The 9,574-nt window shown below is 71.5% G+C and carries 8 protein-coding genes and 1 pseudogene; 5 read left to right on the top strand and 4 right to left on the bottom strand.

Features of this window, described 5'->3' with window-relative positions; all coding sequences use genetic code 11:
* Positions 1–78: 78 nt before the first annotated feature.
* Positions 79–1,962 (top strand): annotated as a pseudogene (locus tag ACLQ2X_RS26970) (chorismate-binding protein); the annotation flags it as partial.
* A 74-nt stretch (positions 1,963–2,036) separates the two neighbouring features.
* On the opposite strand, the gene wrbA reads toward ACLQ2X_RS26970, so the two are convergent.
* Positions 2,037–2,654, bottom strand: a complete 618-nt coding sequence (wrbA, locus tag ACLQ2X_RS26975; RefSeq protein ID WP_425683884.1) for an NAD(P)H:quinone oxidoreductase — start codon at positions 2,652–2,654, stop codon at positions 2,037–2,039.
* 345 nt (positions 2,655–2,999) lie between these two features.
* Between wrbA and ACLQ2X_RS26980 the strand changes: the two genes are divergently transcribed.
* From ACLQ2X_RS26980 to ACLQ2X_RS26995, 4 genes are all read left to right on the top strand, one after another.
* Positions 3,000–4,103, top strand: a complete 1,104-nt coding sequence (locus ACLQ2X_RS26980) for a winged helix DNA-binding domain-containing protein (protein ID WP_425683885.1) — start codon at positions 3,000–3,002, stop codon at positions 4,101–4,103.
* 211 nt (positions 4,104–4,314) lie between these two features.
* On the top strand, positions 4,315–4,746 hold the full coding sequence (locus ACLQ2X_RS26985; protein ID WP_425683886.1) for a hypothetical protein: 432 nt from the start codon (positions 4,315–4,317) through the stop codon (positions 4,744–4,746).
* A 47-nt stretch (positions 4,747–4,793) separates the two neighbouring features.
* Entirely contained in the window at positions 4,794–5,069 is a 276-nt protein-coding gene (locus ACLQ2X_RS26990; protein WP_425683887.1) for a hypothetical protein, read from the top strand.
* 73 nt (positions 5,070–5,142) lie between these two features.
* Positions 5,143–5,424, top strand: a complete 282-nt coding sequence (locus ACLQ2X_RS26995; protein WP_425683888.1) for an SCO0607 family lipoprotein — start codon at positions 5,143–5,145, stop codon at positions 5,422–5,424.
* Positions 5,425–5,442: 18 nt separating this feature from the next.
* Here the strand turns inward: ACLQ2X_RS26995 and ACLQ2X_RS27000 are convergent, their stop codons facing one another.
* The 3 genes from ACLQ2X_RS27000 to ACLQ2X_RS27010 all read right to left on the bottom strand — a co-directional run bounded on the left by ACLQ2X_RS27000 (position 5,443) and on the right by ACLQ2X_RS27010 (position 9,384).
* Entirely contained in the window at positions 5,443–7,137 is a 1,695-nt protein-coding gene (locus ACLQ2X_RS27000) for a BTAD domain-containing putative transcriptional regulator (RefSeq protein ID WP_425683889.1), read from the bottom strand.
* Positions 7,138–7,961: 824 nt separating this feature from the next.
* Positions 7,962–8,468, bottom strand: coding sequence for a hypothetical protein (locus tag ACLQ2X_RS27005; RefSeq protein WP_425683890.1), 507 nt, complete (start codon positions 8,466–8,468; stop codon positions 7,962–7,964).
* A 559-nt stretch (positions 8,469–9,027) separates the two neighbouring features.
* Positions 9,028–9,384 carry a hypothetical protein gene (locus ACLQ2X_RS27010; RefSeq protein ID WP_425683891.1) on the bottom strand — a complete coding sequence of 119 codons (357 nt, stop codon included), beginning with the start codon at positions 9,382–9,384 and terminating at the stop codon, positions 9,028–9,030.
* Positions 9,385–9,574: the final 190 nt, after the last annotated feature.

The following is a 9,574-nucleotide window of genomic DNA, read 5'->3' on the forward strand; positions in this document are numbered from 1 at the left end:
CCCGGCGCGCCGGCGCGGCGGCCCCCCCCCCACCGCGGCCCCCCGAGCCCCCCCCCGGCCCCCCCGCCCCCCGCCGGCGCGCCCGCCCGCGACCCCGGGCCGTTCGCGCTCGTGCGCCGCGAGGGCGCCGACCACGTCGAGCTGTTCACCGGTCCGGTACGCACCGTCGACCGGCTCGCCGACCTGCCGCTGCCCGACGGCGCCGGTCCCCGCACGCTGGCCGTGGTGCCGTACCGGCAGGTCACCGAACGCGGCTTCGACTGCGTCGACGACGGCCTGCCGCTGGAGTTCCTGACGGTCGAGGCGCACCGGCGGATCCCCCTGGCCGAACTGCTGGCGGCGCTGCCCGACGCCGAGGTACGCACCCGCGACGCCGGGTTCGACATCGCCGACGACGAGTACGCCGACATCGTGCAGCGGGTGCTGTCCGAGGAGATCGGCCGGGGCGAGGGCGCGAACTTCGTCATCCACCGCACGTTGCGCGCGACGGTGCAGGGCGACCCGTTGTCCGCCGCGCTGGCCGCGCTGCGCCGGCTGCTGCTGGGCGAACGCGGGGCGTACTGGACGTTCCTGGTGCACACCGGCACCCGGATCCTGGTCGGCGCCAGCCCGGAACGGCACGTCAGCGTGGCCGACGGCCTGGTCGAGATGAACCCGATCAGCGGCACGTTCCGGCACCGGGGCGAGGCGGCCGACCGGACCGAGCTGCTGCGCTTCCTGCACGAGGAGAAGGAGGTGGAGGAGCTGTACATGGTGCTCGACGAGGAGCTGAAGATGATGGCCGTGGTCGCCGAGCGGGGCGGCCAGGTGGTCGGGCCGTACCTGAAGGAGATGGCGCACCTGGCGCACACCGAGTACCTGCTGGCCGGGCGCTGCTCACGGGACGTGCGGGAGGTGCTGCGGGAGACCATGTTCGCGCCCACCGTCACCGGCAGCCCGATGGAGAACGCCTGCCGGGTCATCGCCCGGCACGAGCGCACCGGACGGCGCTACTACGCCGGGGTGCTGGCCCTGCTCGGCCGCGACGGGCAGGGACGGCAGACACTCGACGCGCCGATCCTGATCCGCACGGCGGAGATCTCCCCGGCCGGTGAGCTGCGGGTGCCGGTCGGCGCCACCCTGGTCCGGCACTCCACCACCGCCGGGGAGGTCGCCGAGACGCACGCCAAGGCCGCCGGGGTGCTGGCCGCGCTCGGGCTCGGGCCGGACGCCCCGCGGCCGGACGCCGGCACCGCCGCCCGCCACGGCGACGACCCGCAGGTACGCGCCGCGCTGGCCGCCCGCAACGCCCCGCTGGCCAGGTTCTGGCTGGAGCAGCGGGAACCGGGGGCGCTGGTGTTGCGCGGGCTCTCCGGGCGACGGGCGCTGATCGTGGACGGGGAGGACACCTTCACCGGCATGCTGGCCCACCAGCTCGGCGCGCTGGGCCTCGCGGTGACCCGGCGGGACTGGCCGGACCCGGGCCCGGTCGACGGCTACGACCTGGTGGTGGTGGGCCCCGGCCCGGGTGACCCACGTGAGCGCGGTGCCCCGAAGATGGCGGCGCTGCGGGAGCTGCTGACCGGGTTGCTCACCGCCGGCCGGCCGACCCTGGCGGTGTGCCTGGGACACCAGTTGCTCGCCGGCCTGCTCGGCCTGCCGCTGCACCGGCGGGACGCGCCCTACCAGGGGTTGCCCCGCGACGTGCCGGTGTTCGGGGTGACCCGCCGGGTCGGGTTCTACGCCAGTTTCACCGCCCGCGCCGACGCGGACCGGGTCACCAGCCCGTACGGCCCGGTGGAGCTGGACCGGGACCCGTCCGACGGCGCGGTGCACGCGCTGCGCGGCGCGGGTTTCGCGGGGGTGCAGTTCCACCCGGAGTCGGTGCTCAGCCGGGACGGCACGGCGGTGCTGGCGGACCTGCTGGGCCATCTGCTCGACCGGCCGGCGCTGAGCGCGCATGGCGGCACCGGCCGAGGGTAGGCGGAGGGCGACCGGTGGTCCGGACGGGTTCGAGAGCCCCCGTCCGGCCACCGGTCGCCAGGTTCCGGGGCCGGTCAGCCGGCCATGCCCCGCTTGAGCGCGGCACCCATCAGCACGGCCCGCTTCGCGGTGAGCGCGGTCGCGTTCAGGGCCGACGAGTCCGGGGCGACCTCCCCGTTGTTGCTGGTGTGCGACGCGCCGTACGGGTTTCCGGCGACGAACTGGCTCGGGTCGGTGTAGCCGGGGGTCACCACCACCCCGCCCCAGTGGTAGAAGACGGTGTAGAGGGACAGCAGCGTCGCCTCCTGCCCGCCGTGGGCGGTCGCGGTCGAGGTGAACCCGGTGTAGACCTTGTCCGCCAGCTTCCCGTTGGCCCACAGCGGGCCGGTGGTGTCGATGTACTGCTTGAGCTGGGCGGCGACCATGCCGTACCGAGTCGGCGAACCCATGATCACCACGTCGGCCCAGTCGAGGTCGTCCGGCTCGGCCTCCATCACGTCCTGGGTCTGCAACCGGTGCGCCTGCCAGCCCGAGTTGGAGCGGATCGCCTCGTCGGGCGCCAGCTCACGTACCTTGCGCAGGCGCACCTCGGCACCGGCCTCCCCGGCGGCTTCGACCGCCGCCTGCGCCATCTGGTACGTGATGCCTGTCGCGCTGTAATAGATCACCGCGGCCTTGACCTGGGCATCCATCAAAGGTTCCCTCCTCTTTTCGGGTCAGCTCCGGCGCGTACCCGTTACTTGTCGTGTCAAACGCCGGGTGGTTCGTGAGGGGGCGGCGACCGCGCCGGGCCGGGCGTGGCTCAAGATTTCCGCAAGTTCCGCGCCGAACTGCTTCCCGGCCCAGTCGCACCGGGGATCCTGATCGCACCGGTGCCTGTCACAACGACTGCCCCCGCGCCGGGAAACCTGAACGGGGGATCGCGCTCCGTCGGCAGCGCGGCCGGCGCAGCGCGATCAGGGGGCCGCCTCCGGCCGCCCGGAGCTGTCGTACCCCGGATCTATGCTGACCGTCCAGCCGTCGACGGAAGGCACGCCGTGACCGTACGCCTCAGTCGCGCCGAGGCGCTCACGCTGCGGATGACCGGCCTGCTGCTGCGTCCGCACCCGACCGCCCGGCCGCGGGGCGTCGCCGACGTGGTCGAGTGGTTCGGCGCCATGCAGGCGCAGGACGCGGCAAGCGGGCTGTGGTCGCTCGGCGTACGCCTGCCCGGCCGCACCCAGGACGACATCCGCGCGGCGCTGGAGCGGCGGGAGGCCCTGCGCACCTGGCCGATGCGCGGCACGGTGCACCTGGTGCCGGCGCGCGACGCGCACTGGATGCTGAAGCTGACCGGCGTGCGGACGCTCGCCGGCATCGCCGGCCGGTGGCGCACGCTGGGGCTGACCCTCGCCGACGGCGACCGGGCCGGTGACGTGCTGCGCACGGCGCTGGCCGGCGGCGGCCGGCTCACCCGGGCCGAGTGCCTGGCCGCGCTGCGCGCCGCCGGGCTGGACACCGCCGGCCAGCGCGGCTACCACCTGCTGTGGTTCGCCAGCCAGCGCGGCGTCACCTGCATCGCCCCGCACGTCGGCACCGACCAGACGTTCGCGCTGCTCGACGAATGGGTGCCCGACCCGCACCGCCCGGAGCGGGACGAGGCGCTGGCGATGCTGGCGCACCGCTACGCGCGCGGCCACGGCCCGGTGACCCGGCACGAGCTGGCCCGCTGGACCGGCCTGACCGTCACCGACGCGACCCGGGCGATCACGCTGGCCGGCGACCTGCTCGCCCCGGTCGAGGTCGACGGCGAGGCTGCCGTGGTCGACGCCGCGCTGCTGGACGCGTCCCACGCCCCGGTCGACGACGTGCACACGCTGCCCGGCTTCGACGAATACCTGCTCGGCTTCAAGGACCGTTCGCTGATGCTCGACCCGGCGCACGCCGCGGCTGTGGTGCCGGGCAACAACGGGATGTTCCGGTCCACCGTGGTGCGGGGCGGGCGGGTGGTCGGCACCTGGACGCGGACGCTCGGCGCCGGCGCGGTGACCGTGACGGTGCGGCAGCTCGTGCCGTTCGACGCCGCGCTGCGCGCCCGGGTGGACACGGCGCTGACCGACTACGCCCACTTCCTCGGGCTGCGGTTGCGTCACTCCTGGTAACGGCGGCCCTCGGTCCCACCACGTGAACGGTGGGACTACCGGGCGTGAGCGGACTCGGCTAGCGTTTCCCTCACTCCGTGGCCCGCGCGTCGCCGCCGATGTCGATACGCCGCCGGCCTGTCCCCCACAGCCCGCTCGATCGGTTGGTTCTCCGGGAACCGCCGCCTGCGCGCGTACCGGTTGGGCAGGATTCCCCCGAGGAGGTGCCGTCGTGCAGGACACCCGCGCTGTCGCCCTGACGTTCGAGGTGAGCGGCCTGCCCCCGGTCAAGGCCGAGGCCCTATCCATCTTCGCCGCCGGGCACCGGCAGGCGACGAGGGTCCGCACCCTGCTCCAGGCCGCCTGTACGGCGGCCCAGCGCACCGGGTGGACCCCGCTCTCCGGGCCGGTGGAGGTGGATCTGACCCTGCGCTGCCCGCCCGGGCACCGCACCTCCGACGCCAGCACGCTGCTCGGTGGCGTGTGCGCGGTGCTGCAGGACAAGAAGCGGGTGTCCACGATCGGCCTGGCCCATCTCGGGGTGCTCGTCGACGTGGCGCTCTGGTCCGACGACCGGCAGATCCGCCGGCTGTCATACGTCGAGGAGCCGGCGGAGGAGTTCTCCTACCGGGTCCGGGTCGCAGCCGTACCGACGATGGTTTGACCGACGCCCGCGGTGGGGTATCGCGGACGCCGATGAAGGGAGCACCGATGTCGGAGCCACATGTCACGCTCGATCCGAGCGGGCTGGACCCTGTGCAGCAGAAGCTGCGCGGCCCGCTGGAGGATCAGCTGACCTCGGCCCTGCAGGCGGCGGCCGACCGGGTGCGTGACGACTACGCGGGCGAGCCGGTGGAGGACGTCTGCCGCCGGTTGCTCGACGAGACCCGCTCCGGTCTGCACCCGGACATCGCGGCCGGTTTCCACCCGGACATGGACGAGTTCTGCCGGGTGGCGGTGGCGATCGTCCGGGGCGAGACGACCTGACCCGCCGCCGGCACGGCGCGAACAAGCACCCGTGCCGATGGTGGGCGCGTGCGCCCGGGCGACAATTCTCCCCGTGCGAACTCGAATCATGATCCTTCTTGCCGTGCTGGGGCTGGCCGGGCTGACGGCGACCACCGGCTGTTCGCTGCGGCAGAGCATCTGCGGCAGCGACGAATACCCCGTGATCGCGGTAGGCCCGCAGGGGGGCAGCGCCTGCGTGCCGGACGGCGAGGAGCCGGCCCCGCCGTACGTGCGCTACCCGGAGGGCAAGGTGCCGCGGCACGTCGACGACGAGTGGGACGTCTACTGGCGCGACCACGGCATCGACGAGAACAACACCATCATCGACCGCTGACCCGGCCCGCTCGGGCCGTCACGCCGTCAGCGGACCGAACCACCGCCCGGTCGTCGCGCGGGCAGGCACCCGACCCCGCGCGGCGAGTTCCGCGGCGTAGTCGCTCACCAGCGTGGGCAGCCGGTAGTCGCCGTGCCCGTCCCGCTGCGCCAGATGCGCGTCGACCAGGTCGTCCAGGGCGCGGCGTACCCGGTGCGCGGTGACGCCGAGCTGGTCCGCGGCGGCCTCCACCAGCGTGCCCGGCTCCGCGGCGAGCAGTTCCAGCACCCGGCCGGCCACCTCGTCGTCGGAGCGGACGGCTGTCACGCCCGTGGCCAGGCTCGCCCGCACCGACAGGTCCTCGAAGGCCAGCAGGTCCAACCGGCCCCGCCCGTCCCCCAGCTCGGCGACGAGGGTGGACACCGACGTGCCGGGCTGTCGGCCCAGCCGGGCGCCGGCGATGCGCAGGGCGAGCAGCGAGCCGCCGCAGATCCGCACCAGGTCGGCGGTGGCCGCCGGCTCGGCGGCCAGCCGCTGCGGTCCGGCGAGCGTGATCAGCAGGTCTCGGGCCTGCGCGACCCCGACCGGGCGCAGCGTCACCCGGCGTACGCCGTCCAGGCTGCCGAGGTGCCGCTGGGCGACCGTGACCAGCGCCGGGCCGGGGCCGGCGGGCAGCAGCGGGCGCACCTGCGCCGCCCGGGTCACCCCGTCGACGACGAGCAGCAGCCGGCGACCGGCCACCAGTGAGCGGAACCAACCGGCCCGCTCGTCGGTCCTCTCGGGGACGTCGGCGGCCGGCACGCCGAGCGCACGCAGCACCCGGGCCAGCACCTCCCCCGCCGTCACCGACGTCCGGTAGCCGAGGTCCACGAAGACCTGCCCGTCGGGAAACCGGGCGGCCACGGCGTGCCCGGCGCGTACCGCGAGGATGGTCTTGCCGCTGCCCGGGGCGCCGGTGACGACCACCGCGGCCTGGGTTTGCGCGGTCACCGCGGCCACCACGTCGGCGGTTTCCCGGGTACGCGCGACGTAGGTGAGCAGGTCCGCCGGCAACTCCCGCGGCACCGCCCAGCCGACGGCGGGACGGAGATCCGCGGTCGGTGCCGCAGCGGTCACGATGGTGCCCGCCGGCTCGGCGTACGACAGCTCCGGGTCGCGGTCCAGCATCGCCCGGTGCAACCGGGCCAGTTCCGCGCCGGGTTCGAGGCCGAGCTGCTCGTCGAGGACGGCCCGGGCGTCCCGGTAGACGGTGAGCGCGGCCGGCACGTCCCCGCACCGGTAGAGGGCGAGCATCAGATGCCCCCAGGCCCGCTCGCGCAGCGGATGCGCGGCAAGGTGCGCGCGCAGGTCGGGCAGGATGTGAGCGTGTTCACCGGCGGCCAGCCGCGCCTGCGCCAGTTCCTCGAAGACCTGGAGCCGCTGCTCGTCGAGGGCGGCCCACCTGTTGTCCAAGGCGGTGCCCCGCGGCAGACCGTCGCCGGACGGGCCCCGCCACCAGGCCAGAGCGGACGCGAGCGTGTCGATCGCGCCGGCGGGATCGGTGGACGTGAGCAGTGACCGCCCCTGCGCCGCCAGTCGCTGGAACTCGGTCACGTCCAGCTCGTGCGGCGCCAGCCTCAGCTCGTACGCCTGCGGACGGGCGAGCAGCCGGTCGCCGACTGTGCGCCGCAGGCCGGCGGCATGGGTACGGAGGTTGGCGGTGGCGGACGTCGGCGGGTGGTCGGACCAGACCATCCGGGCCAGCCGGGGGCAGGGAGACGGAGTGGTTCGCCTCGATCGCCAGCCCGGCCAGCACGGCCCGCCGTTTCGCCGCCCCTGGCGTGACGGTCTCGCCGTCGACGCGCAGCTCCACTGTGCCCAGAAGTCGAATCTGGATTTCCATCGCGCCACTCCCCGTAGACCCTAGACGCGCCGCCCACGGTAAGCCTCTGAATCGCGGGTCAACAAGGGCAAAATCGGAAAAGTGAGCGTGATGCGAATCAATGTCGTAGACGGCGTGTCGGAGTAACAGAAACACCGACGAGGACGCTTCGCGAGCACACGCAGGGCAAGGGGAGGCGGGGTCGCCGCTTCGGGCCACTGGGGCTCTGCCGACGGCGTGTTGCCGACATCCCGCAGCGTACGCGCCACCCACCGGGCCCGCCCGCGCACCGCACACCGGCCGCCCGGAGCCGATGCGGTCACCGTGTGTACGCGTAGAGCGATTTCAAGCGGCTGGGCAAGTCAGGGCGATGCAGTCCCACTCATCCCCTGCGAGTGGCTCCTTCTTATCGGGAGCTTGTCCTACATAAATACCCAACTCCCGCGCCGCCCGTGCCTGCACCGTCACGATGAAGATTGCTCACAGGTCGTCGACTTGGCGGTCAGGCATTGCTGGCTTCCCTGACCAGCTGCGAGTAAGCCACGGGTAAAAGAAGGTGGAGGTGGGACGCCATTGCGTCCCACCTCCACCTGATCGCGTACTTCATGCCCAGGCACCCACCCGCACGGCACCTGCGGCCGCACCGGCGCTGGCGAGCCTCAGCGATGCGAGTGCCGGCACGGGGGCATGCGTCCGCCTATTCCTGCACCGCCGTGCGGATGAGTTCCTTCTGGTACTCGATTGCCCGCATGCAGTTGTTGTTCGCACGCTCGGCGTCGAGGGCGACGGACTCCTGTGTTCCCACGGGGAACTCCGGCACGTCCTCGCAGTCACGGATCACGTCGTAACAAGCCGACATGATCGTGCGCGTGAACTCCACCGTGACATCCTCAGCCGGCACCCCGACAGAGTCGTTCAGCGCAACGAAGAGCTGCCACAGATCTTGAAGTTCAAGCTCGTCGGCCAGTTCTGCCAACTCGTCCTCAAGCTCCTCGACCTCCTCCGACTCCTCATCCGGCAACGATCCCGCCGCAGCACCACGCACGAGCTGCAGCGCGCCACTGACTGTCTCACCAGCCTCCCCTTCCAGCAGCGACCGCGCCGCCGACGGCAGAGCTTCAATCGTCCACTCCAGCAACCGCACTATCAGGTCGAGTTGCGCTCCCGAGCCCAACTGCCCGAGGAGACGGACCTCGTCGCCCATCTCTCGGTCCCATAAAGTCGCCACTACTCAGTCCCATCCAACTATTCTGATGCCAGATGTGGACGCTACTCTAGCGGCACAGCCTTCATAACTCTTCCTCTGCTTCGGAAGCAGGCTGGTAAACCGTTTCCCAGAAACCCGCTCATAGCCGAGCAACTCCGCCAGGTCGCGCATGGCCGGGTTCGTCCGGTTGCTGCTCACGGAGTAGTACTTCCTACCACCGATCGCGCCTACAACCGACTGCTACACGGCCTACGCCGGCAGGGGAACAGGGCTTAACCCTCCTCATCGAACGCTGGCTAGAACCCGCGTGATGTGTTCAAGGTCGTCTTGCCAGCCGCCGTCTTCGACAGCGCCCACGGGCGGGTGAAGACACCGGCGCCCGTCCCAAGACAGGATGGGCACCAGTTCAAGCCAAACTTTGGGGAGTCGAGAGAGGACGAGTATTGCGCCCCTGTTCCTTCCATCACGACCGATAGGGGCAGAAAGGAGGGGTGGGAGCCACAGCCCCCACCCCTCCTCAACTAAAGGCCAGAAAATTGTTTCGGGATTTAGCCCACTACCTCCTCACGCCTTCAATATCGATCGGCTCATCGCTATTAAGGTAGAGAACGTAGCCTGCTTCTTCATCCTGCAGGTATTCGATTGGGCAAACCTCAAGCGCGACAACCGGACGCGGCAGGAATCCGAAATCAGCAGGGGGCTCGAACCTTTCGATCGCGGTAACTTGGACTTCTGTTGTCGGTATTCCGACGAAGCACGAGTCACCTCTGCCCAACTCAACCGTTTCAGGCTCGACACGCCAGGGGGTGTTGCGCCAGTCGTAGGCATCGGGATCTCGAGGGAACCCAACCGTGCCGTCCCAGGAGTTAGCCGATTCGGGGTCAACCGCTCGCCACGGCCATTCGACAAGCACTCTGCGAGGGGTCGTTCTTGCGACCCTCGTGTCGAAAGCCTCGCATGAGATCGCCAGGCGGTCACCTACTCGATAACCCTCCGCCTCCGTCAGGCTAGCGCTGAACATTCCTAACGACCTCGTGCATGGTTGCAGATCCTTGAGCATTGATGATCGTTGTTCGCGTCATGGTGGGTGCTGCGATCTTGAC

The organism is Micromonospora sp. DT31 (assembly GCF_049841795.1).
Classification (GTDB): domain Bacteria; phylum Actinomycetota; class Actinomycetes; order Mycobacteriales; family Micromonosporaceae; genus Micromonospora.